The following is a 22,353-nucleotide window of genomic DNA, read 5'->3' as shown; positions in this document are numbered from 1 at the left end:
CTTCTGAGTTCTATGGGCACTGTTCAACAGTGCCTAGAGCCTAGTCGACAACGGTGGATTGCACAGGGTTCAGACACAAAGCGGGAGCCGATTGCCGGCTCCCGTGCTGCTGGCGCTTACATTTCGACCTGGGTGCCCAGCTCAATCACCCGGTTTACCGGGAGCTTGAAGAAGCGCAGGTTGCCGTTGGCGTTTTTCAACATAAAGGCAAACAGACTTTCACGCCAGCGCGCCATGCCCTTGATGCGCGAAGCAATCACCGTCTCGCGACTGAGAAAATAGGTGGTGCGCATTGGGCTGAAGTCCAGGTCATCCAAGTGGCACAATTTCAGCGCTTCGGGCACATCCGGCTCATCGGTAAAACCGAAATGCAGAATGACACGGAAGAAGCCGTCACCGAAGGAGTCCACCTCGAAACGCCGCGCAGCCGGCACCCGTGGGATGTCTTCGTAAACCACCGTGAGCAACACCACTTGCTCGTGCAACACCTGGTTATGCAGCAGGTTGTGCAGCAGCGCGTGGGGCACTGCATCCGGGCGCGCCGTGAGGAACACCGCCGTGCCCTGCACGCGATGGGGCGGTTGCACGCGAATGCTGCTGATAAAGATCGGCAACGGCAAGCCGCCTTCGTCGAGGCGCTCCACCAGCAATTGCTTGCCGCGCTTCCAGGTGGTCATCAGCACGAACAGCACAATCCCCGCCAAGACCGGGAAGGCGCCGCCCTGAATGATCTTCGGCACGTTGGCGGCAAAGTACAGGCCGTCCACCAGCAGGCAGCAGACCAGCACCGGCACCGCCAGTATCGGCGGCCATTTCCACAGCAGCAGCATGACGGCCGACACCAAGATGGTGGTCATCAACATGGTCCCGGTCACGGCTACGCCGTAGGCCGAGGCCAGTGCGTTGGAGGACTCGAAGCCGAGCACCAGCAAAATCACGCCGACCATCAACGACCAATTCACCGCGCCGATGTAGATCTGGCCCTGCTCGGCGCTGGAGGTGTGCTGGATATGCATGCGCGGGATGTAACCCAGTTGGATCGCCTGGCGGGTCAGGGAGAATGCGCCCGAAATCACCGCCTGGGACGCGATCACCGTGGCCAGGGTCGACAACACCACCAGCGGGATCAGCGCCCAACTCGGCGCCAGCAGGTAGAACGGGTTGCGGGCCGCTTCCGGGTCGCCCAGCAGCATAGCGCCCTGGCCGAAGTAGTTGAGCACCAGCGCTGGCAGCACCAGGATGAACCAGGCGCGGGCAATGGGTTTGCGGCCGAAGTGGCCCATGTCGGCGTACAGCGCTTCGGCGCCGGTCAGTGCCAGCACCACCGCACCGAGAATGGCCACGCCAATGCCAGGGTGAGCCTCGAAGAAGCGCACGGCCCACATCGGGTTCATCGCACTGAGCACTTCAGGGTGCAAGGTGATGCCATAAATGCCCAGGCCGCCCAGCACCAGAAACCAGGTCACCATCACCGGCCCGAACAGCTTGCCGATACGGTCTGTGCCGTGCTTTTGGATAAGGAACAACGCCACCAGCACGACCAGGGCAATGGGCACGACCCATTTCTCCAGGCCATCGAACGCCAGTTCCAGGCCCTCTACGGCGGACAATACGGAAATCGCCGGGGTGATCATGCTGTCACCGTAAAACAGCGCCGCGCCGCACAGGCCGCACACCACCAGGAAACTGCGCAGCTTCTTGCGCTCCCCCGCCGCTCGCCGCGCCAAGGCGGTGAGGGCCATAATGCCGCCTTCGCCCTGGTTATCGGCGCGCAGTACAAACAGCATGTATTTGATCGACACGACCCAGATCAGCGACCAGAAAATCAGCGCCAGAATCCCCAAGACGCCGTCATGGTTGACCTGCACCCCGTACCCGCCATTGAACACCTCTTTGAGGGTGTAGAGCGGGCTGGTCCCGATATCGCCATAAACCACCCCGACCGCGGCCACCAACATGCCAATCGGCTTCGCGGTGGAATGCTCGGCGCCTGCCGCCGGACTACTTGCCTGACCCATCAACCACTCCTGCCCTTTGACCTGAGGTCTTTTATAAACAGCGCGCCTTAGCTGACCGTAGCATGCGCTGTTTTACTTCTCGTAACAGACGTTTTATTGACCTCGGGGGAATACCCGTGTGCAACGGCGCGAAGCATAGCGCAGCGGTGAGAGCATTTCCCTGCATAAAGCGGATCAAGTGTGTTGCCCGTCGCTAGAATTGCGCACTTTTTGATCAGAGGCATACCAAGTGCCCGCCTACCGCCTTGTCGTGTCCGACTGGCAGCCTCATTCAATACCGAGGTTAGACATGTCAACCATTCCCACAAAAGCCAACCCCAACTGAGGACTTCAAACGGTGCGGCCTGAGCACGCACAAAGTAGAGCGCGGCAACGCCGGCAAAGACTTAGGCCTAGCATTCATGGGGAAGGAAAAACAGGATAAGTCGGTCGGTGGGAGGGAGATAAGTACTCTTTCGCAAAAAAATCCTTACCAATGGAGATTCCGAGGGCTAGTTACGATCGCCCCAACGGCCTCCACCTCAAGCATCGATGATGGCAAATTGGTTTATTAACGCCCAATCATCAGGCATCATGCGCGCCGGATTCCCACCCGCTAAATGACATGGATAAGTCACAGTGCAGAAAGCTACCTTTCGAAAAGATATCAATGGTCTCAGAGCGGTCGCTGTGATCGCGGTAATTTTATATCACTTTGGCGTCAGTGGCTTTGGAGGGGGGTTCGTAGGCGTTGATGTGTTTTTTGTTATTTCAGGTTACTTAATGACTGAAATAATCACTTCCAAAATAAAGCACGAAAAATTTAGCCTCTTCGAATTTTACTTGGCTCGGGCCAAGCGTATATTCCCAGCGCTGGTAGCCTTGTGTACGGTGCTCTTGATATTGGGATGGTTCTTTCTGCCAGCAGCGGAGCTAAAAGAGCTTGGCAAGCAAGTAAAATCAAGTGTTCTATTTTTCTCCAACCATCAATTCATGAAAGACTCTGGATACTTTGATAGCGCTTCACATGAAAAATTCCTACTGCACACATGGTCACTTTCGGTTGAATGGCAGTTTTACTTACTGTACCCAATATTAATTATGGCAGTGTCGAAATTTTCAAAACGACAATCGACACTAGTCGGCGCTATCACATTACTCGCCCTCACCTCCTATTTAGCTTCCAGCTTGATAGCTGAAAGCAGAGCCGCTATTAACTTTTACTCTATAGGCACCCGAGCATGGGAAATGGCTGCTGGAGGATTAGTTTACTTACTCCCAAGCAAGACCCTTCAGAAGAAGGCCAGATACGCTTTAGGGCTTCTAGGGCTTGCGGCCGTCGTCCTGTCCAGCATATTTCTTACAGAAAGTGGAGTGTGGCCAGGAGCGCTAACGTTAGCACCGGTGCTTGGCTGCGCTATTGTCATATGGGCAGCCGGTAACTTCTGGCTGCTTGAGAACAGGCTGATGCAGCTCTGTGGGAAAATCTCATACTCGCTGTACTTGTGGCACTGGCCAATTGTCGTATCACTTGTGTTCTTCCAAGTCCAAGAGGAACCAAGGTGGATTGTAGTCGGTATCATTTTAACCGTCGCTCTCGGCGCCGCGTCCTATCATGCTTTTGAGCGTACCCCTCAAAACTATCTAAGACAGAATACCGCTTTCAAAAATACGGCATTGTTAGCCATTGCAATACTCTGTATCGCTAACGCGGGCCAGCTATTTAAAAAGAAAAGCTTTCCCGACCGTTTAAATACGGACACTACCTTGACGGAACAGGAAGCGCTTAACAGCAACCCGAGACGCGACGAATGCATGCTGGGGCAAGGGGTTGAATCACCCGCTTGTAATTATGGCGGTGAAGGCGATATCGCGGCCATCGTTTGGGGTGACAGTCATGCCAACTCTGTAGTGACCGCTGTAGAAGCAGCATTACCCGACAAAAGCTTAAAAGTACAAGAGTGGAGCTATGCCAGCTGCCCAACAATCTTCAAACTAAACCTGGTCGTTAATGACCGACAATGTCGTGAGTTTAATGATTGGGCATTCGAAAAGCTCAAAAACCTAGACGCTAAAATCCCTGTAATCATCGTCAACCGCTCCTCCTCTTACCCGCTAGGCGATGAAGGCGGACCAACATTACCCAAAGACTCGCCTTATATTTATTTCAGCAAGCCTTACAAGCACCCGGTACCTGCATTTCTACAAGAATACTCCGATAACTACGTAAGTACGATTTGCAAGATTTCAAAAACTCGCAAGGTGTACTTGGTTAGGCCTTTCCCGGAAATGTCATTCAATGTACCCAAGTACCTTGCACGCAGGCTCACGGTAAACTCGAACGCTGAAATCTCTATAACGATGGACGCCTACAAAAAAAGACATGCCTTCGTCTATCAAACACAGGACGCTGCTGCTAACGAATGTGGTGTAACGATCCTTGATCCCGTCCCTTACCTTTGCCATGACGACAGGTGCAGCGGAAGTGAATCAGGACGTCCATTTTACTATGATGCGAGCCACTTAAGTGAGTTTGGAAACAGAAGGCTCATACCTATGTTTCAAACGATGCTTTAAACCCATCAAAGGGCACTGATTTAAGCTGTATGCAAAACTCCTGAGCAACAGCTTCCTTACGGCGTACAACTCGACCGGCAGCTGCAGCGGCAAGCGAATGCCAAAAGTAGCTGTCGGCCCAGCGGCCCACAAGCACTTCGCCGCGGTCTTGCGGCTGCCAGATAAAATCGGGCTATCGAAGAGGCTTGCGGGGGAGTAGAGAGTCAAAGCACTCGTCGCATTTCCCCGCATAAAGCTGGTCAAGTGCCCCGCCCGCCGCTAGAATTGCGCACTTTTTGATCAGAGGCACACCAAGTGCCCGTCCACCGCCTTGTCGTGCCCGACCGGCGGCGTCATTCAATACCGAGGTTAGACATGTCCACCACTCCCGCAAAAGCCAACCCCAAGGTTGGCTTTGTTTCCCTGGGTTGCCCGAAGGCGCTCGTTGACTCCGAGCGCATCCTCACGCAACTGCGTATGGAAGGCTATGACGTTGTGTCCACTTACCAGGACGCGGACGTGGTGGTGGTCAACACCTGCGGCTTCATCGACTCGGCCAAGGCTGAATCCCTGGAAGTGATCGGCGAAGCCATCAAGGAAAACGGCAAGGTCATCGTGACCGGCTGCATGGGTGTGGAAGAAGGCAATATCCGCAATGTACACCCAAGCGTGCTGGCCGTGACCGGCCCGCAGCAATACGAGCAGGTGGTCAATGCCGTGCACGAAGTGGTGCCGCCGCGTCAGGACCACAACCCGCTGATCGACCTGGTGCCGCCGCAAGGTATCAAGCTGACCCCGCGCCACTATGCATACCTGAAGATTTCCGAAGGCTGCAACCACAGTTGCAGCTTCTGCATCATCCCGTCGATGCGCGGCAAGCTGGTGAGCCGCCCGGTCGGCGACGTGCTGGACGAGGCCCAGCGCCTGGTCAAATCCGGCGTGAAAGAGCTGTTGGTGATCTCGCAAGACACCAGCGCCTACGGCGTCGACGTAAAGTACCGCACCGGTTTCTGGAACGGCGCGCCGGTGAAAACCCGCATGACCGAACTCTGTGAAGCCCTGAGCAGCCTGGGCGTGTGGGTGCGCCTGCACTACGTTTACCCGTACCCGCACGTGGACGAGCTGATCCCGCTGATGGCCGCCGGCAAGATCCTGCCGTACCTGGACATCCCGTTCCAGCACGCCAGCCCGAAAGTGCTCAAGGCCATGAAACGCCCGGCCTTCGAAGACAAGACCCTGGCGCGCATCAAGAACTGGCGCGAGATCTGCCCGGAGCTGATCATCCGCTCCACCTTCATCGTCGGCTTCCCTGGCGAGACCGAAGAAGACTTCCAGTACCTGCTGGACTGGCTGACCGAAGCGCAGCTGGACCGCGTGGGTTGCTTCCAGTACTCCCCGGTTGAAGGTGCCCCGGCCAACCTGCTGGACCTGGCCGTAGTGCCAGACGACGTCAAGCAAGACCGTTGGGAGCGCTTCATGGCCCATCAGCAGGCCATCAGCTCGGCCCGTCTGCAACTGCGCATCGGCAAGGAAATCGAAGTGCTGATCGACGAAGTTGACGAGCAAGGTGCGGTTGGCCGTTGCTTCTTCGACGCGCCGGAAATCGACGGTAACGTGTTTATCGACGATGCCAGCGGTTTGAAGCCGGGCGACAAGGTCTGGTGCACTGTGACCGACGCTGACGAATACGACCTGTGGGCTGAAAAGCGCGACTAAGTCGGTAACAATCTAAAAAGCCCTGCCTCTGGACAAGATGCGGGGCTTTTTTACGTCTATCGTTTTGCCAATCATCGGTAAAGGACGGCGGGCATGCGTCAGCATTCGGTTATCTATACACCTAAAACCAGCGACTACGCAGAGTTGGCGCGAATTTGGGAGGCATCGGTACGGGCCACCCATGACTTTCTGCCGGACAGTTACATCGTGTTGCTGAAAGACTTGGTGCTCACGCGTTACCTCGATTGCGTGATGCTGATCTGCACCAAAGACGTACGCCAGTGCATCACCGGGTTTGCCGGCGTGGCGGCAGGCAAGGTGGAGATGCTGTTCGTCGACCCGCAACACCGAGGCCAGGGGCTTGGCCGGCAGTTGCTGCGTTATGCCATCGAGCACATGAATGCCGATGAGCTGGACGTCAACGAACAGAACCCGCAGGCCCTGGGTTTCTACATCAAGCAGGGCTTCGAGGTGATCGGACGGACGGAGCATGATGGTTTAGGCCAGCCTTATCCGTTGCTGCATCTGCGTTTGCGCCAGCAACAACAAATATGTAGCGGCTGACTCAACGCCGCTCCCACATTTAGACCGAGTTGAGCCAAATAACGCCATTGCCCTGAAATGGGTCCGGGATTAACCGGCCCCACACAGGTACAATAGCCGCCCCCTTTTGCTACGGCCCTTGTCATGACTGACCCCATACGCCTCTCCAAACGCCTTATCGAACTGGTCGGTTGCTCCCGTCGGGAGGCTGAGCTGTTTATCGAAGGCGGCTGGGTCTCGGTGGACGGTGAAGTGATCGACGAGCCGCAATTCAAGGTCACCACTCAAAAAGTCGAACTGGACCCGGACGCCAAGGCCACTGTGCCTGAGCCGGTGACCATCCTGCTGCACGCCCCCGTGGGTGTGGATGCGGAAACGGCGATGGCGTCGATCAGCGCCGAGACTTTGTCCGAAGAGCACCGTTTCAGCAAGCGCCCGCTCAAGGGCCACTTCCTGCGCCTGACCGCCAGCGCCGACCTGCAAGCCAAGGCCAGCGGCCTGCTGGTGTTTACCCAGGACTGGAAAATCCTGCGCAAGTTGACCGCCGATGCCGCCAAGATCGAGCAGGAATACGTCGTGGAGGTCGAAGGCGACATGGTTGCCCACGGCCTCAACCGCCTGAACCACGGCCTGACTTACAAAGGCAAGGAGCTGCCAGCAGTCAAAGCCAGCTGGCAGAACGAAAACCGCCTGCGTTTTGCGATGAAGAACCCGCAGCCGGGCGTGATAGCACTGTTCTGCGAAGCGGTTGGCCTCAAAGTCATTGCCATCCGTCGTATCCGCATCGGCGGCGTATCTATCGGCAAAGTGCCGGTCGGCCAATGGCGTTACCTGTCCGGCAAAGAGAAGTTCTAAGCCGCTCCCCTTTTCTCGGCACCGCCTGATTTGGCGGTGCCCTCAGTTGAATATCAGGATTGCCCACCATGATTCACAACGACGTACTGCGCAGCGTGCGCTACATGCTCGACATCAGCGACAACAAGATGGTCGAGATCATCAAGCTCGGCGGCATGGACGTGACCAAGGAAGACCTGCTGACCTACCTCAAGAAAGATGAGGAAGAGGGCTTCGTGTTCTGCCCGGATGACGTCATGGCGTATTTCCTTGATGGCCTGGTGATCTTCAAACGCGGTAAGGACGAGAGCCGCCCGCCGCAGCCAATCGAAACGCCGGTGACCAACAACATCATCCTCAAGAAGCTGCGCGTGGCCTTCGAGCTGAAGGAAGACGACATGCACGCGATTCTCAAGGCCGCCGAGTTCCCGGTGTCCAAGCCTGAGCTGAGCGCGTTGTTCCGCAAGTTTGGTCACACCAACTACCGTACGTGTGGCGACCAGTTGCTGCGTAATTTCCTCAAGGGCCTGACCCTACGGGTTCGTACTTAAGCCATGAGCTACAGTGTCTCGCCCGTCGGTTTTGTGCGCTCCTGCTTCAAGGAGAAGTTCGCCATCCCGCGCCAACCGCAACTGGCGCCGGCCGCCCGTGGCGTGCTGGAGCTGGTGGCGCCGTTTGACGGCGGCGAGGCAGTGCAGGGGTTGGAGCAGGTCAGCCATGTGTGGCTGCTGTTCCTGTTTCACCAGGCCCTGGAAGACAAGCCACGCTTGAAGGTGCGCCCGCCGCGCCTGGGCGGCAACACGTCCATGGGCGTATTTGCCACCCGCGCGACCCATCGACCAAATGGTATTGGCCAGTCGGTGGTGAAGCTCGACAAGGTGGAGCCTGGCAAGCTGTGGATTTCCGGGATCGACCTGCTGGATGGCACGCCGGTGCTGGATATCAAGCCGTACGTGCCGTACGCAGACATCATCGACACCGCGACCAATGACATGGCCAGTGGTGCGCCCGCGCTGATTCCCGTGCAGTGGCTTAAGACCGCCCTGCATCAGGCACAAGGCCATGCTCAGCGGCTGGATGAGCCGTTGGTGGCGTTGATTGAGCAGTGTTTGGCGCAGGACCCGCGACCGGCGTATCAGACGCCAGGGCCTGAGCGGGAGTATGGCGCGCAGTTTTGGGATGTGGATGTGCGGTGGCACTATCCCGAGGCGGGGCTGATTTGTGTGCTGGAAGTGCTTCCAGCCGGATAAACGCCAGAAACAACTGCGGGAGCTGCTTGTGTGGGAGCTGGCTTGCCTGCGATGCAAACGCCGCGGTCATTCAGTTGAACCGAGGTGATGCTATCGCAGGCAAGCCAGCTCCCACACAAGCCAGCTCCCACAATTTTTTGTAGCAGTGCTTACTTCTCGACGAACGCACGCTCGATCAAATAATCACCCGGCTCACGCATGCGTGGCGAAACTTTCAGGCCGAAGCTGTTCAGCACTTCGCTGGTCTCGTCCAACATGCTTGGGCTGCCGCACAGCATGGCGCGGTCGTCCTCGGGGTTGATCGGAGGCAGACCGATATCGGTGAACAGCTTGCCGCTGCGCATCAGGTCGGTCAGGCGGCCTTCGTTTTCAAACGGCTCGCGGGTCACGGTTGGGTAGTAGATCAACTTGTCACGCAGGGCCTCGCCGAAGAATTCGTTCTGCGGCAGATGCTCGGTGATGAATTCGCGGTAGGCGACTTCGTTGACGTAACGCACGCCGTGGCACAGGATCACTTTTTCAAAGCGCTCGTAGGTTTCCGGGTCCTGGATCACGCTCATGAACGGAGCAAGGCCAGTACCGGTGCTGAGCAAGTACAGGTGTTTGCCCGGCTTCAAATCGTCAAGCACCAGGGTGCCTGTCGGTTTTTTGCTGATGATGATCTCGTCGCCTTCCTTCAAGTGCTGCAATTGGGAAGTCAGCGGGCCATCCGGCACCTTGATGCTGAAGAACTCCAGATGCTCTTCCCAGTTCGGGCTGGCAATGGAGTAAGCGCGCATGAGCGGGCGGCCGTTGGGCTGTTGCAGGCCGATCATCACGAACTGACCGTTCTCGAAGCGCAGGCCCGGGTCACGGGTGCACTTGAAGCTGAACAGAGTGTCGTTCCAGTGATGAACACTGAGGACACGCTCGTGGTTCATGTTGCTCATGTACGGGGAACTCCTGGAAATGGGTCTGCGCAGTATTGAGGCGCGCAATTGCACCGCATTCTAATCGCGGCGACAATATCTGTTAACTGGATTATTAAGATAAGGGTTATCGGTTATATCGATATGCGATTTACTCTCCGTCAACTGCAAGTCTTCGTCGCCGTCGCCCAGCAGGAAAGCGTTTCCCGCGCTGCTGGCCTTCTGGCCTTATCTCAATCCGCCGCCAGCACCTCGATCACCGAGCTGGAGCGTCAATCCAGCTGCCAATTATTCGACCGCGCCGGTAAACGGCTGAGCCTCAACGCGCTCGGTCATCAGCTCTTACCGCAGGCAGTGGCGCTGCTGGATCAGGCCAAGGAGATCGAGGACCTGCTCAACGGCAAGTCCGGCTTCGGTTCCCTGGCGGTCGGTGCCACCCTGACCATCGGCAATTACCTGGCCACCCTGCTGATCGGCAGCTTTATGCAACAGCATCCCGAGAGCCAGGTGAAGCTGCATGTGCAGAACACTGCGCATATCGTGCACCAGGTAGCGCACTACGAAATTGACCTGGGTCTAATCGAAGGCGACTGCAGCCACCCGGATATCGAGGTGCAAACCTGGGTCGAGGATGAGCTGGTGGTGTTTTGCGCGCCGCAACATCACCTGGCCAAGCGCGGGGTGGCGACGATGGATGAGTTGACCCATGAGGCGTGGATTTTACGGGAACAGGGCTCGGGCACGCGCCTGACGTTTGATCAAGCCATGCGCCATCACCGCAGCGCGCTGAACATCCGCCTGGAGCTGGAACACACCGAGGCGATCAAGCGGGCAGTGGAATCGGGATTGGGGATCGGCTGCATTTCCCGGCTGGCACTGCGCGATGCGTTCCGCCGTGGCAGCCTGGTGCCGGTTGAAACGCCAGACCTGGACCTGGCCCGGCAGTTCTACTTCATCTGGCATAAACAGAAGTACCAGACCTCGGCGATGCGCGAGTTTCTGGAGCTGTGCCGCGCGTTTACCGCCGGGGTTCAGCGCAGCGACGAGATCGTGCTGCCGAGCATTGCCTGAGGCTTAGATCAGGATGACGGCCCACACCAGGGTAATCATGGTCAGTGCCACGAATTGCGCGGCGCTGCCCATGTCCTTGGCATTCTTGGACAGCGGGTGGCGATCCAGGGAAATCCGGTCGATAGCGGCCTCCACCGCCGAGTTGAGCAACTCGACGATCAGGGCCAGCAAGCACACCGCGATCAGCAGCGCACGCTCGACCCGGCTGACGTTCAGGAAAAAGCTCAGCGGGATCAAGATAACGTTGAGCAACACCAACTGACGAAACGCCGCCTCGCCGGTGAAAGCCGCACGCAGGCCGTCCAGGGAATAGCCTCCCGCATTGAAGATACGCTTGATACCGGTTTGACCCTTGAAAGGCGACATAGAAGTAGGCAACTGAACTGAAGGAGTGGGGGGAAACTAGATCACGCAAAGTCAAAAAAGCGTGAATCGGTTCCATCTTAGTGCTGTGAAATTGACTCAAGTTGTTGCAACAGCAGCGCAGCCTGGGTGCGAGTGCGTACGCCCAGCTTGCGGAAGATCGCCGTCACGTGGGCCTTGATGGTCGCTTCCGACACACTCAGCTCATAGGCAATCTGCTTGTTCAGCAAGCCTTCGCAGACCATGGTCAAAACGCGGAACTGCTGCGGCGTCAGGCTGGCCAGGCCATCACGTGCAGCCTTGGCTTCGTCGGAGACGTTGATTTCTTCAAACGCCTGCGGCGGCCAGGACACATCGCCATCAAGCACGGTGCGCACAGCGTTCTGAATATCTTCCATGGCGCTGGATTTTGGGATGAACCCGCTGGCGCCAAACTCCTTGGAGCGCACCACCACGTCGGCTTCTTCCTGGGCCGAGACCATCACCACGGGAATCTGCGGGTATTGCCCGCGCAACAGCACCAGCCCCGAAAAACCATAGGCGCCGGGCATGTTCAGGTCGAGCAGCACCAGGTCCCAGTCGGATTTTTCGGTGAGGCGGGCTTCCAGCTCGGCGATGCTGGCCACTTCGACCAGGCGCACGTCCGGGCCAAGGCCCAGCGTCACTGCTTGGTGCAGGGCGCTGCGAAACAGCGGGTGGTCATCGGCTATCAGGATTTCGTATGTGGCCATTGATTAAATGATCCTGTTTTTTATGGGAGCCCTGATGGGTTCAGGGTTCGCCAGTACACAAGGTAATAGCCAGGCAGCTATCACCCGTGGGCACGCTCAACGTCAAACGCACTGCAAACGACGTCGAAAAATCACGGTTGCGCCCTAATCGGCGCCCAGAATGCCCAGCGTAGCCTGGGGGGTCAAGCACTACGCCTGCGGGCATTTTAGCGGGTTGCGGGTTTGCGGTGCCATCATGCAAACGTCGTCTGGCTATACCGCCGGGATATAGGGCGCAAGACGAGTATGGACGCTGTCTGTCGGGGCCAGGGGTAATTGGAACTTGGCCGCCAAATAATGCGTACTGAACACATCGAGGTAGGCGTCCAGGACTTCGCTGGCGGTGGTGTCATCGGCCAACTCCAGGCACAGGGCGGCGACTTCGGCCGTGCAGAAATGATCATCACGCTTGGAGCGGCGCAGCTTGTAGCGCGACAGTTGCTCGGGCGCCAGGCTCAGTACCGGCAAATGCTCCAGGTACGGGCTCTTGCGGAACATCTTGCGTGCTTCGCTCCATGTGCCGTCGAGCAGGATGAACAGCGGGCGCTTGCCCTCGCTTACCGTCACTTCGCTGACCACCCGTTCGGGCGTGACGAATTCACCAGGGAACACGATATAGGGCTGCCACTGCGGGTCGGCCAACAAGGTGAGCAGGTCAGGGTCGACTTCGGTGCGAGACCAAGCGAATGCTGTGGTGTCATCGATCACGTCCGCGATCAGCCAGCCGGTGTTGCTGGGTTTCATCGGCTCGACATCGTGCATCAACAGGCACATGGCGGAGCGGGCCTCGACCTTCGGGCGCCACGCGCACAGACAGTATTCGGGGATCACTCGGCAACCGGTACAGCGTTCGGCGCGGGAACCCCGATTGAGGAACGGCCGGACGGCGCGGGCCAGGCGCTGAGTGCGCAGGCGGGAGACGGCGTGGCTCATAGGATGCGCCGTGGGTGCGGGTAAATCGACACGGTGAAAACTCGTGGAAGGCTTAAGTGGCCGCAGTTTACCAGCGATACGCCTGGCTGTAGTGGCAAGGCGTCACCTATAATTGCGCGCCACTGAACGCACAGCGCAGTGGCTGGTCTATGCACCAGTAACCGAATCAGGAGAGTTTCATGCTGCGTTCCATGCTGCGTCTTGCCGCCCCATCCATCGCCCTAGCGCTGGTAGTGCCCGTGGGCGCCCAGGCGGCCTCGCTGCTGGAGGCCCAAATGAACAGGAAACTGCAAAGCGTCGCGGCAGAAAGCAACAAAGACTTACCCCGGGAAATCGACGAAAAGACCCTGGAAGTCGCCTATACCGTTGAAGGCATGCAGTTGATCGACCACCTGAGCGTCATGCCGGATCGCGCCGAGCAGATGCGTGCGAACCCCAAGGCTGTGTATTTCCAGCTGGGTCAAAGTGTGTGTTTGAACAAGGGCTACCGCGAGCTTATGGCCAAGGGCGCAGTGATGCGCTATGAGATCACTGAGAACAAGACAAACCGTCCTGTCGCCTCGGTGAAATTCGTTGAAGCCGATTGCCCTGCACCGGCTGCGGCGAAGAAGAAAAAGTAAGAACGTTACCCTCACGCACTGCCGTCCGGTGGTGCGCACCTCCCTCGCGTTACCTTCCTCTAAAACGACTAAACTCCAGCTCAACAAGTGGTTGCCAGACAAGGGTTTTCCAGCCCATGATCAAGTCATCCCGACCTTTCACTTACAGCGCTTCCCACGCTGTTCTGTCATATTTTCAGGGCAAAAGAAGGTTGCCCCCTGCGGCAAGCAGCGACACATGCAGTGTCGTAGCCTCCGGCGAATGGCTCGTCGGCCACCCGGGCCCTGCAAGAAGGAGACGTTGAATGCCTTACGAACCGAATGACCGCCTGCTCCAACATTTTAAAGAGAACGGGGCCGACCTCACGCAGCAAGTCGAGGCGCAACTTCAGCTGATCGCCCCCAACAGCAAGAATATCCCCCTGTATCGCGACATGATTCTCACCGTGCTGCGCATGGCCCAGGATGACCGCGACCGCTGGAACGCCAAGATCACCCTGCAAGCCATCCGAGAGCTGGACAACGCCTTCCGCGTGCTGGAGCAATTCAAGGGGCGTCGCAAGGTCACCGTATTTGGCTCAGCGCGCACGCCTATTGAAAGCCCGCTCTATGCCTTGGCTCGGGAAGTTGGCGCGCTGCTCGCGCGATCAGACCTGATGGTGATTACCGGCGGCGGTGGCGGCATCATGGCAGCGGCACACGAGGGTGCCGGGTTGGAGCACAGCTTGGGGTTCAACATTACCCTGCCGTTCGAACAGCATGCCAACCCCACCATCGATGGCACCGACAATCTGCTGTCTTTCCACTTTTTTTTCACGCGCAAACTGTTCTTCGTCAAGGAGGCCGATGCACTGGTACTGTGCCCTGGCGGCTTCGGCACACTGGACGAGGCACTGGAAGTGCTGACCTTGATCCAGACCGGTAAGAGCCCCCTGGTACCCGTGGTACTACTGGACGCGCCGGGGGGTGGTTTCTGGCAAGGCGCCTTGGACTTTATCCGTAGCCAACTGGAAGCCAATCGCTACATCCTGCCTACCGATCTCAAGCTGGTGCGGCTGGTCTACAGCGCTGACGAGGCGGTGGACGAGATCAACAGGTTCTATGCCAACTTCCACTCCACACGTTGGCTGAAACGCGAATTTGTAGTGCGCATGCATCACCCACTCAGTGATCGAGCGTTGACTCACTTGCAAAATGAGTTTGCCAGCCTGCGTCTGAGCGGGGACTTCCAGCAGCTTGCCTATACGGGTGAGGAGCATGACGAACCGAAGTTCAGCCATTTGACGCGGCTGGTGTTCAACTTTAACGGGCGCGATCAGGGCCGGTTGCGAGAATTGGTGGATTACATCAACTTACCCGAGAACTGGGCGCAGGCTCAGGGCAAGGCACAACAACGGGTAGCACCGGAGCCGGCTTGATACTTTGAGCGCAAAAAAAGGCCCGCTATTTTCATAGCGAGCCTTTTTTGCGGGGGCTGTCTGAAGCAGGTGGGGGCTGCTGCGCAGCCCAGCGCGGGGCAAGCCCGCTCACCACAGCAAGCCTGCTAACCACGGCAAACCTGCTCGACATAACCAAGTTGCCCTGGATCTCAGTCGTCCATGTCTCGACCGCTCAACAAGCGGCTGATCATCTCCATAGAAAAACCACGATAGCTCAGGAAGCGCCCTTGTTTTGCTCGCTCCCGGGCATCAATGGGCAGATGGCCAGAGAACTTGCGACGCCAGGTATCTTCCAACTGCGACTGCCAGCTAATACCGCATTCACGCAGGGCAAGATCGATATCAGCACGTTGCAAGCCGCGCTGGCTCAGCTCTTCGCGAATTCGCGCCGGGCCGTAGCCAGAACGGGCTCGGTAGGAGACAAAACTTTCGAGGTATCGGGCCTCCGACAACAGCCCTTCTTCCGTCAAACGGTCGAGAGCGGTGTCGATCATCTCGGGCTCTGCGCCGCGCTGACGCAGTTTACGCGTCAGCTCGACTCGACCGTGCTCGCGGCGAGCGAGCAGGTCCATAGCAGTGCGCCGAACGGCGACGAGTGTATCCAGCACAACTGTCATCGTTAATATCAGATGTCAGTGTCGGCTTCTTCTACTTCTTCAACAGGCTCACGATTGGCAGCCGCTTTCACGTCTGGCGCTGCAGTCAGCAGCTTGTCGCGGATCTGCTTCTCAAGCGTGGCGGCGATATCCGGGTTCTCAGCCAGGAACTTGGCCGAGTTAGCCTTGCCTTGGCCGATCTTGCTGCCGTTGTAGGCATACCAGGCGCCGGACTTCTCGACGAAACCGTGCAGTACGCCCAAGTCGATCATCTCACCGTTCAGGTAGATGCCCTTACCGTAAAGAATCTGGAACTCAGCCTGACGGAAAGGCGGGGCCACTTTGTTTTTCACGACTTTGACGCGGGTTTCGCTACCGACAACCTCATCACCTTCCTTCACCGCGCCAGTGCGACGGATGTCCAGACGGACCGAAGCGTAGAACTTCAACGCGTTACCACCGGTGGTGGTTTCCGGGCTGCCGAACATCACGCCGATCTTCATACGGATCTGGTTGATGAAGATCACCAAGCAGTTGGCGTTCTTGATGTTACCGGTGATTTTACGCAGTGCCTGGGACATCAGACGGGCTTGCAGGCCCACATGCATGTCACCCATTTCGCCTTCGATTTCAGCTTTCGGCACCAAGGCTGCCACGGAGTCGACCACGATCACGTCGATGGCGTTGGAGCGCACCAGCATGTCGGTGATTTCGAGGGCTTGCTCACCTGTGTCCGGCTGGGAAACCAGCAGGTCGTCAACGTTGACGCCCAGCTTGCCAGCGTATTCAGGGTCCAGGGCGTGCTCGGCATCGACGAACGCACAGGTAGCGCCCATTTTTTGCGCTTGGGCAATCACCGACAGGGTCAGGGTGGTTTTACCGGAAGATTCAGGACCGTAGATTTCAACGATACGGCCTTTTGGCAGGCCGCCAATGCCGAGCGCAATGTCCAGACCCAGAGAGCCAGTGGAAATAGCCGGGATCGCCTGACGGTCGTGATCGCCCATACGCATTACGGCACCCTTGCCGAATTGACGTTCGATCTGACCCAGGGCCGCAGCCAAGGCTTTCTTCTTGTTGTCGTCCATTAAAGTCCTCACGTAATCAATAAGGCCTGACGGCCAACACCTGTATAAGTAGACAGTATTGTTCCACAAAGATCTGAAATCGCCTACCCCTGATTTTCTATTTCTACTGCAGCTCGTCGCAACAAGCCCTCTAGGGCGGCCTTTACCGTTTGTCGGCGGACCTCGTCGCGGTTACCGGTGAAGTGCTGGAGCTCGGCGGTCACCTCCTCGCCAACACCGAAGGCCAGCCATACGGTGCCGACCGGTTTGTCCGGCGAACCACCATCCGGGCCCGCCACACCGCTGACCGCCACGGCGAATCGCGCCAGGCTTTTTTCCTGGGCTCCGCGGACCATCGCCTCCACCACTTCCTGGCTGACAGCCCCGACTTTGGGAAACAAGGTTTCCGGCACATTCAATTGCCGGGTCTTCTGTCGATTGGAATAGGTGACATAACCCGCCTCGAACCACGCCGAGCTCCCCGGGATTCGCGTAATGGCTTCCGCAATACCGCCACCGGTGCAGGACTCGGCGGTGGTGACATGGGCATTGAGCACCTGTAGACGGCGCCCCAATTCGGCAGCCAGTTGAGTGATTTCCTTCACGGTAGTCTCCGGAGGTGGGCGGGGAATTTGCCCACCCTACAGGAGCCAATCGCACGTGCAAGCGGCGGGAAGATTCAAAGTGTTTGCACGCCCAAGCATCAAGGACGATCCTGCGGCTCGTTGACCCCAATCCGCTTGGCAGACCAGCGCTCATAAAGCCCGATGGCCGCATCAGCACCCGCCATGGCAGTCATGCAACCGATTGCTGCTGCCGTCCACGCCGACAGCCCGGCGGCATACAACAACATCACCGCCGAAACCCCGCAGACCATGCACGCACCCGAACGCAATGCCAGCCGTCGAATCAAGGCCCAGCCACGCGCGCCCTCCTTGTCGGCGCGCCACATTTCCCCGCACACGCCGCCAATCAGTGCAAGCAAGATGACCAACCAAATGGGGAGCTCTGCTACTACTTGCTGATCAATCGCCATGCTGCACCTCCTGGAGTGAATGCGGCTTAACTGTCTGTTAAGCAATGAAACTAAAAAGCGTCGGCGTCCTTGCCGCTGGTAACTGACGTCCTTGCCATCGCTCTGATGGCGTCCTTGCCGATATTGCATGTCTTCCTTGTTTTGCTCGGCGGCATCCTTGCCACCTCCACCAGGCCTTGTTGGCTGGTGTGAGATGGAGAATATGCATGTATGGATATACAGTCAATGCATAAATGCATTTTATCCACCAAATGAATGCACCATTGCATTTTTAGCCTTGCTGGCAGAGGGATTAGCGGCTTTTTACGGACAAAAAAAAGCCCGCGTATTGGCGGGCTTTACCTTACGTATTGGAGTTAACGAGCGTACATCCCCCACCAGAACACATGACCGAGGATGCTGATCTGCTCATCCTGGATTTCCTGGAAACTGTAGTCTTCGTCCGGGTGCTCATCGCGATTAAAACTGCGCAGGCGAATCCCGGAAGGCAGGCGATAGAGCTGTTTTACCCGCAATTGCCCATTGTGATTGATGGCATACAAGTCGCCATCGACGATATCGCCAATCCCGCTCTTGCCTGCGTTCACACCCACCGTCGCGCCATCACGCAGCACGGGCAACATACTGTTGCCGCGCACCGTCACACACTTCGCCTGATCGAACTGAACCCCGTTGTGCCGCAGGCTGCGCTTGCCAAAGCGAAGGCTGGCCTTCTCGCTTTCTTCGATAACGAATCGACCTGACCCAGCCGCCAATTCAACCTCGCGCAGAAAAGGGATCGACACCTCGTCGTCATTGACGGGGGTGTCGTCATCCCAGAGGCTTATATCCTTGAGTTCCGAATGCATCGGGTCACGGGTATCTTCTCGCAAAACACCCAGTGCCACACGCCCGCGCAGTTGGTCGGTGCTGAGGCTGAAGTACTCGGCGATACGAGAAATGTGCCTGTCCGAGGGATCAACGATCTTGCCGTTGAGAATCCGCGACAGTGTGGATTGAGGCACGCCGGTACGCCGGTGAAGCTCCGTGGGGGAGATCCGGTCGCGGTCCAGCAGCTCTCTTAAAACGATAGAAACGTTGCGTTTTTGCATAGCGCGCATAGTGACGCGGGCTGTAGAGCTTGGCAAATGCCAAATTGCATGAATTATGCATCGCGGCCGCATTTTTCCGGGCCTGCGAATGGCTGAGCTTGCGTGTTAACCTTGCCGCCATCGCAAAATCAGCAGGGCCAAGTGCCCCACCTTTGCCCCACTCCTTTCAACGAATTTGCTAACTATCTGATGAGTAAAAACACTTCCGATCTGTCCTCCCACACCCCGATGATGCAGCAGTACTGGCGCTTGAAAAACCAGCACCCTGACCAGTTGATGTTCTATCGCATGGGCGACTTCTACGAGATCTTCTACGAAGACGCGAAGAAGGCCGCCAAACTGCTGGACATCACCCTGACCGCACGCGGCCAGTCGGCGGGGCAGTCGATCCCGATGTGTGGCATTCCTTACCATTCGTTGGAAGGTTACCTGGTCAAGCTGGTGAAGCTGGGCGAGTCGGTGGTGATCTGCGAGCAGATCGGCGACCCGGCCACCAGTAAGGGGCCGGTTGAGCGGCAGGTAGTGCGCATTATCACGCCGGGCACGGTGAGTGATGAGGCACTGCTGGATGAGCGTCGCGATAACCTGATTGCAGCGGTGTTGGGCGACGAGCGCCTGTTCGGGCTGTCGGTGCTGGACATCACCAGCGGTAACTTCAGTGTGCTGGAGATCAAGGGCTGGGAAAACCTGCTGGCCGAACTTGAGCGCATCAATCCGGTGGAACTGTTGATACCGGATGATTGGCCAAAAGACCTGCCAGCAGAAAAACGTCGTGGGACCAAACGTCGCGCGCCGTGGGATTTCGAGCGTGACTCGGCGCTGAAAAGTCTGTGCCAGCAGTTCTCCGTGCAAGACCTGAAAGGCTTCGGCTGCGAAACCCTGACCCTGGCCATCGGCGCCGCCGGTTGCCTGCTCAGCTATGCCAAGGAAACCCAGCGCACCGCCCTGCCGCACTTGCGCAGCCTGCGGCATGAGCGCCTGGACGACACCGTGGTGCTCGATGGCGCCAGCCGTCGCAACCTGGAGCTGGACACCAACCTGGCCGGTGGGCGCGATAACACCTTGCAATCGGTGGTCGACCGCTGCCAGACCGCCATGGGCAGCCGCCTGCTGACCCGCTGGCTAAACCGCCCGCTGCGGGATTTGAGCGTGCTGCAAGCCCGTCAGACGTCTATTACCTGCTTGCTGGACGGTTATCGCTTTGAAAAGCTGCAGCCGCAGTTGAAGGAAATCGGCGATATCGAGCGCATCCTGGCGCGGATCGGCCTGCGTAATGCGCGGCCTCGCGACCTGGCGCGCCTGCGCGATGCCCTCAGTGCCCTGCCGCAGCTGCAAGCCGCGTTGACCGATCTGGAAACACCGCACCTGCAACAACTCGCTGTGATCGCCAGCACCTACCCGGAACTGGCCGCGCTGTTGGAAAAAGCCATCATCGACAACCCGCCCGCCATCATCCGTGATGGCGGCGTGCTGAAGACCGGTTACGACAGCGAACTGGACGAGTTGCAATCCCTGAGCGAAAACGCCGGGCAGTTCCTGATTGACCTGGAAGCCCGCGAAAAAGCCCGTACCGGCCTGGCCAACCTGAAGGTCGGCTACAACCGCGTACATGGCTACTTTATCGAGCTGCCCAGCAAGCAAGCCGAGTCGGCACCTATCGACTACCAGCGCCGCCAGACCCTCAAGGGCGCCGAGCGCTTTATCACCCCAGAGCTAAAAGAGTTCGAAGACAAGGCGTTGTCGGCCAAGAGCCGCGCCCTGGCCCGGGAAAAGATGCTCTATGAGGCCCTGCTGGAAGACCTGATCAGCCAACTGGCGCCGCTGCAAGACACTGCTGCCGCCTTGGCAGAGCTGGATGTGCTGAGCAACCTCGCCGAACGTGCGCTGAACCTTGACCTGAACTGCCCGCGTTTTGTGAGCGAGCCGTGCATGCGCATCGTGCAGGGGCGCCACCCCGTGGTGGAGCAGGTATTGACGACGCCATTCGTCGCCAACGACCTCTCGCTGGACGACGATACCCGCATGCTGGTGATCACCGGCCCGAACATGGGCGGTAAATCCACCTACATGCGCCAGACGGCGTTGATCGTGCTGCTGGCCCATATCGGTAGCTTTGTACCGGCGGCCAGTTGCGAGCTATCGCTGGTGGATCGCATTTTCACCCGGATCGGTTCCAGCGATGACCTGGCCGGTGGCCGTTCGACCTTTATGGTGGAAATGAGCGAAACCGCCAACATCCTGCACAACGCCACCGAGCGCAGCCTGGTGCTGATGGACGAAGTGGGTCGCGGCACCAGCACCTTCGACGGCCTGTCGCTGGCATGGGCGGCTGCCGAGCGTTTGGCCCACCTGCGCGCCTATACGCTGTTTGCAACCCACTATTTCGAATTGACTGTACTGCCGGAAAGCGAGCCGCTGGTGGCCAACGTGCATCTCAATGCCACCGAGCACAACGAGCGCATTGTGTTCCTGCACCACGTGCTGCCTGGGCCGGCCAGCCAGAGCTACGGTTTGGCCGTGGCTCAACTGGCTGGCGTGCCGAGCGAAGTCATCGCCCGCGCCCGCGAGCACCTCAGCCGCCTGGAAACCACGGCCTTACCCCACGAAACCGTGGTTGCCAGCCCTGCCAAAGCCTCAAGCAAACCGGCTGCGCCGCACCAAAGCGACATGTTCGCCAGCCTGCCCCACCCGGTGCTGGAGGCGTTGGCGAAGCTTGACCTGGACGACATGACGCCGCGCAAAGCGCTCGAAATGTTATATGCACTGAAGGTTCGGATATAACGCTCAGCCTTGCAAACTGGTAGACTCTCGCGCGGTTTGGGATGCTGCTGGCTTTTAGCCTGGCCTGCAGACTATCGCTCCCGAACCTCGCGAGCCCTGCCACAAAGGGTTTCGCTGCCGCCGCCTGAGGAGAGAATTAGAAATGACCTTCGTCGTCACCGACAACTGCATCAAGTGCAAGTACACCGACTGCGTGGAAGTATGTCCGGTGGACTGCTTCTACGAAGGCCCGAACTTCCTGGTCATTCACCCGGATGAGTGCATCGACTGCGCCCTGTGTGAGCCAGAATGCCCGGCCGTCGCCATTTTCTCCGAGGATGAAGTCCCGGCAGAGATGCAGGAATTTATTCAGTTGAACGTCGAGCTGGCGGAAATCTGGCCGAACATCACTGAGCGTAAAGATCCGATGCCCGAGGCAGCGGAATGGGATGGCAAAAAAGGTAAGATTGCAGACCTCGAACGCTGATAGCGTCGCCATCCAAAAAGGCCCCTTGCGGGCCTTTTTGCGTTTCTGGATGGTGCGTTTTACTTTCCTGCAGGCAAAAAAAAGGGGCGGTATGACCCGCCCACATTTTTTCCCTAGTCCCTGTATTCCTTTTCATCATCCTGATGAATCGCATCCTGCGATATTCCTTCAAACCATCGTTCCGTGATGGCTGTGTCAATCCGTGGACACAGGGCTGATCTTAGAGAGTTCCAAAAGATGTTCAACGGGATGCGACTTGAACGCTGACAGGCCGAGCATCTGAAGCAACTAAAAATATTTGTTATATTTCAACCAGATAGAAAACACTCTCGCGCTT

At 57.8% G+C, this 22,353-nt stretch carries 21 protein-coding genes; 11 read left to right on the top strand and 10 right to left on the bottom strand.

Features of this window, described 5'->3' with window-relative positions; translation table 11 throughout:
• Positions 1-116 precede the first annotated feature (116 nt).
• A complete protein-coding gene (locus tag ICY20_RS02500) occupies positions 117-2,018 on the bottom strand; it encodes a potassium transporter Kup (RefSeq protein ID WP_159956701.1) in 1,902 nt (633 codons plus the stop codon).
• Between the two features lie 618 nt (positions 2,019-2,636).
• On the opposite strand from ICY20_RS02500, the gene ICY20_RS28290 reads away from it, so the two are divergent.
• From ICY20_RS28290 to tsaA, 6 genes are all read left to right on the top strand, one after another.
• Positions 2,637-4,574: an acyltransferase family protein gene (locus ICY20_RS28290; RefSeq protein WP_194936858.1), complete on the top strand. Its 1,938-nt coding sequence runs from the start codon at positions 2,637-2,639 to the stop codon at positions 4,572-4,574.
• Positions 4,575-4,928: 354 nt separating this feature from the next.
• The gene (rimO, locus tag ICY20_RS02490; protein WP_122514473.1) at positions 4,929-6,269 is read left to right on the top strand and encodes a 30S ribosomal protein S12 methylthiotransferase RimO; all 1,341 of its coding nucleotides are present in this window, start codon (positions 4,929-4,931) and stop codon (positions 6,267-6,269) included.
• A gap of 93 nt (positions 6,270-6,362) precedes the next feature.
• Positions 6,363-6,833 (top strand): GNAT family N-acetyltransferase, encoded by a 471-nt coding sequence (locus tag ICY20_RS02485; protein ID WP_159956707.1) that lies wholly within the window; start codon positions 6,363-6,365, stop codon positions 6,831-6,833.
• A gap of 123 nt (positions 6,834-6,956) precedes the next feature.
• On the top strand, positions 6,957-7,667 hold the full coding sequence (locus ICY20_RS02480) for an rRNA pseudouridine synthase (RefSeq protein ID WP_159956709.1): 711 nt from the start codon (positions 6,957-6,959) through the stop codon (positions 7,665-7,667).
• Positions 7,668-7,735: 68 nt separating this feature from the next.
• A complete protein-coding gene (locus ICY20_RS02475; RefSeq protein WP_159956711.1) occupies positions 7,736-8,197 on the top strand; it encodes a YehS family protein in 462 nt (153 codons plus the stop codon).
• Between the two features lie 3 nt (positions 8,198-8,200).
• Positions 8,201-8,896: a tRNA (N6-threonylcarbamoyladenosine(37)-N6)-methyltransferase TrmO gene (gene tsaA, locus ICY20_RS02470; RefSeq protein ID WP_159956713.1), complete on the top strand. Its 696-nt coding sequence runs from the start codon at positions 8,201-8,203 to the stop codon at positions 8,894-8,896.
• Between the two features lie 149 nt (positions 8,897-9,045).
• Here tsaA and fpr read toward each other — a convergent pair whose 3' ends face one another.
• Positions 9,046-9,825, bottom strand: a complete 780-nt coding sequence (gene fpr / locus ICY20_RS02465) for a ferredoxin-NADP reductase (RefSeq protein WP_003231344.1) — start codon at positions 9,823-9,825, stop codon at positions 9,046-9,048.
• Positions 9,826-9,948: 123 nt separating this feature from the next.
• On the opposite strand from fpr, the gene ICY20_RS02460 reads away from it, so the two are divergent.
• On the top strand, positions 9,949-10,875 hold the full coding sequence (locus ICY20_RS02460) for a LysR family transcriptional regulator (protein ID WP_003189054.1): 927 nt from the start codon (positions 9,949-9,951) through the stop codon (positions 10,873-10,875).
• 3 nt (positions 10,876-10,878) lie between these two features.
• Here the strand turns inward: ICY20_RS02460 and ICY20_RS02455 are convergent, their stop codons facing one another.
• The 3 genes from ICY20_RS02455 to ICY20_RS02445 form a co-directional block, all read right to left on the bottom strand.
• Positions 10,879-11,241 carry a diacylglycerol kinase gene (locus tag ICY20_RS02455; RefSeq protein ID WP_003172176.1) on the bottom strand — a complete coding sequence of 121 codons (363 nt, stop codon included), beginning with the start codon at positions 11,239-11,241 and terminating at the stop codon, positions 10,879-10,881.
• Between the two features lie 77 nt (positions 11,242-11,318).
• The gene (gene erdR, locus ICY20_RS02450) at positions 11,319-11,969 is read right to left on the bottom strand and encodes a response regulator transcription factor ErdR (RefSeq protein ID WP_194936857.1); all 651 of its coding nucleotides are present in this window, start codon (positions 11,967-11,969) and stop codon (positions 11,319-11,321) included.
• A gap of 252 nt (positions 11,970-12,221) precedes the next feature.
• Entirely contained in the window at positions 12,222-12,941 is a 720-nt protein-coding gene (locus ICY20_RS02445; protein WP_159956715.1) for a tRNA-uridine aminocarboxypropyltransferase, read from the bottom strand.
• Between the two features lie 179 nt (positions 12,942-13,120).
• On the opposite strand from ICY20_RS02445, the gene ICY20_RS02440 reads away from it, so the two are divergent.
• Positions 13,121-13,561, top strand: a complete 441-nt coding sequence (locus tag ICY20_RS02440; RefSeq protein ID WP_159956717.1) for a PA3611 family quorum-sensing-regulated virulence factor — start codon at positions 13,121-13,123, stop codon at positions 13,559-13,561.
• Positions 13,562-13,845: 284 nt separating this feature from the next.
• Positions 13,846-14,958, top strand: coding sequence for an LOG family protein (locus tag ICY20_RS02435; RefSeq protein WP_194936856.1), 1,113 nt, complete (start codon positions 13,846-13,848; stop codon positions 14,956-14,958).
• Between the two features lie 170 nt (positions 14,959-15,128).
• Here ICY20_RS02435 and recX read toward each other — a convergent pair whose 3' ends face one another.
• The 5 genes from recX to ICY20_RS02410 all read right to left on the bottom strand — a co-directional run bounded on the left by recX (position 15,129) and on the right by ICY20_RS02410 (position 18,778).
• A complete protein-coding gene (gene recX / locus ICY20_RS02430; protein ID WP_159956721.1) occupies positions 15,129-15,596 on the bottom strand; it encodes a recombination regulator RecX in 468 nt (155 codons plus the stop codon).
• 8 nt (positions 15,597-15,604) lie between these two features.
• Entirely contained in the window at positions 15,605-16,663 is a 1,059-nt protein-coding gene (recA, locus tag ICY20_RS02425; RefSeq protein WP_003231359.1) for a recombinase RecA, read from the bottom strand.
• Positions 16,664-16,746: 83 nt separating this feature from the next.
• Positions 16,747-17,247 (bottom strand): CinA family protein, encoded by a 501-nt coding sequence (locus tag ICY20_RS02420; protein ID WP_194936855.1) that lies wholly within the window; start codon positions 17,245-17,247, stop codon positions 16,747-16,749.
• Positions 17,248-17,345: 98 nt separating this feature from the next.
• Positions 17,346-17,678, bottom strand: a complete 333-nt coding sequence (locus tag ICY20_RS02415) for a phage holin family protein (RefSeq protein WP_159956725.1) — start codon at positions 17,676-17,678, stop codon at positions 17,346-17,348.
• Positions 17,679-18,034: 356 nt separating this feature from the next.
• The gene (locus tag ICY20_RS02410) at positions 18,035-18,778 is read right to left on the bottom strand and encodes a LexA family transcriptional regulator (RefSeq protein WP_194936854.1); all 744 of its coding nucleotides are present in this window, start codon (positions 18,776-18,778) and stop codon (positions 18,035-18,037) included.
• A 180-nt stretch (positions 18,779-18,958) separates the two neighbouring features.
• On the opposite strand from ICY20_RS02410, the gene mutS reads away from it, so the two are divergent.
• Positions 18,959-21,550, top strand: a complete 2,592-nt coding sequence (gene mutS / locus ICY20_RS02405; RefSeq protein WP_194936853.1) for a DNA mismatch repair protein MutS — start codon at positions 18,959-18,961, stop codon at positions 21,548-21,550.
• A 142-nt stretch (positions 21,551-21,692) separates the two neighbouring features.
• Entirely contained in the window at positions 21,693-22,016 is a 324-nt protein-coding gene (gene fdxA, locus ICY20_RS02400; protein ID WP_078740980.1) for a ferredoxin FdxA, read from the top strand.
• The last annotated feature ends 337 nt before the right edge of the window (positions 22,017-22,353 follow it).

Source organism: Pseudomonas pisciculturae, assembly GCF_015461805.1.
Taxonomy (GTDB): domain Bacteria; phylum Pseudomonadota; class Gammaproteobacteria; order Pseudomonadales; family Pseudomonadaceae; genus Aquipseudomonas; species Aquipseudomonas pisciculturae.
This window is presented reverse-complemented; position numbering and strand designations above follow the sequence as displayed.

Bases quoted from the DNA above. Each gene is read 5' to 3' on its own strand.
- fpr (WP_003231344.1), bottom strand. From the start codon at position 9,825: ATGAGCAACATGAACCACGAGCGTGTCCTCAGTGTTCATCACTGGAAC.
- ICY20_RS02415 (WP_159956725.1), bottom strand. From the start codon at position 17,678: ATGGCGATTGATCAGCAAGTAGTAGCAGAGCTCCCCATTTGGTTGGTC.
- recA (WP_003231359.1), bottom strand. From the start codon at position 16,663: ATGGACGACAACAAGAAGAAAGCCTTGGCTGCGGCCCTGGGTCAGATC.
- recX (WP_159956721.1), bottom strand. From the start codon at position 15,596: ATGACAGTTGTGCTGGATACACTCGTCGCCGTTCGGCGCACTGCTATG.
- ICY20_RS02435 (WP_194936856.1), top strand. From the start codon at position 13,846: ATGCCTTACGAACCGAATGACCGCCTGCTCCAACATTTTAAAGAGAAC.
- ICY20_RS02485 (WP_159956707.1), top strand. From the start codon at position 6,363: ATGCGTCAGCATTCGGTTATCTATACACCTAAAACCAGCGACTACGCA.
- rimO (WP_122514473.1), top strand. From the start codon at position 4,929: ATGTCCACCACTCCCGCAAAAGCCAACCCCAAGGTTGGCTTTGTTTCC.
- ICY20_RS02440 (WP_159956717.1), top strand. From the start codon at position 13,121: ATGCTGCGTTCCATGCTGCGTCTTGCCGCCCCATCCATCGCCCTAGCG.
- ICY20_RS02460 (WP_003189054.1), top strand. From the start codon at position 9,949: ATGCGATTTACTCTCCGTCAACTGCAAGTCTTCGTCGCCGTCGCCCAG.
- tsaA (WP_159956713.1), top strand. From the start codon at position 8,201: ATGAGCTACAGTGTCTCGCCCGTCGGTTTTGTGCGCTCCTGCTTCAAG.
- ICY20_RS02475 (WP_159956711.1), top strand. From the start codon at position 7,736: ATGATTCACAACGACGTACTGCGCAGCGTGCGCTACATGCTCGACATC.
- mutS (WP_194936853.1), top strand. From the start codon at position 18,959: ATGAGTAAAAACACTTCCGATCTGTCCTCCCACACCCCGATGATGCAG.
- fdxA (WP_078740980.1), top strand. From the start codon at position 21,693: ATGACCTTCGTCGTCACCGACAACTGCATCAAGTGCAAGTACACCGAC.
- ICY20_RS02500 (WP_159956701.1), bottom strand. From the start codon at position 2,018: ATGGGTCAGGCAAGTAGTCCGGCGGCAGGCGCCGAGCATTCCACCGCG.
- ICY20_RS02445 (WP_159956715.1), bottom strand. From the start codon at position 12,941: ATGAGCCACGCCGTCTCCCGCCTGCGCACTCAGCGCCTGGCCCGCGCC.
- erdR (WP_194936857.1), bottom strand. From the start codon at position 11,969: ATGGCCACATACGAAATCCTGATAGCCGATGACCACCCGCTGTTTCGC.
- ICY20_RS02480 (WP_159956709.1), top strand. From the start codon at position 6,957: ATGACTGACCCCATACGCCTCTCCAAACGCCTTATCGAACTGGTCGGT.
- ICY20_RS02410 (WP_194936854.1), bottom strand. From the start codon at position 18,778: ATGCGCGCTATGCAAAAACGCAACGTTTCTATCGTTTTAAGAGAGCTG.
- ICY20_RS02455 (WP_003172176.1), bottom strand. From the start codon at position 11,241: ATGTCGCCTTTCAAGGGTCAAACCGGTATCAAGCGTATCTTCAATGCG.